The organism is Salinimicrobium oceani (assembly GCF_012037645.1).
Window position 1 is genome coordinate 1 of the sequence record NZ_JAAVJR010001552.1, and the last position, 293, is coordinate 293.

1 pseudogene is annotated in these 293 nt (G+C 41.3%); it reads left to right on the forward strand.

What is annotated here, in order from left to right:
* Positions 1-293 (forward strand): annotated as a pseudogene (locus tag HC175_RS23030) (hypothetical protein); the annotation flags it as partial.

The following is a 293-nucleotide window of genomic DNA, read 5'->3' on the forward strand; positions in this document are numbered from 1 at the left end:
GGAAATGTTAACTGGAAATATCCCAACTTCAAAACCTACTCTTCCACCACTTCGTCCACAGGAGCTTATGCTATTCCTGATGACACTTATACTTTAAGAATAAACAATCAGGTGAGCAGTATAATAATTCCGGATGCCACGGCTAATAAGGGTCGGCTGCTATATCTCATCAACTGGCCGGGAAACTCTAAAAAGACCTTAGAATTTCTCAACAACAATGATCTTTTTGATGTTACCACAAATTCCACCGTCACCGAGATCAATCCGGGAACGAAATACCTTATCCAAAGCGC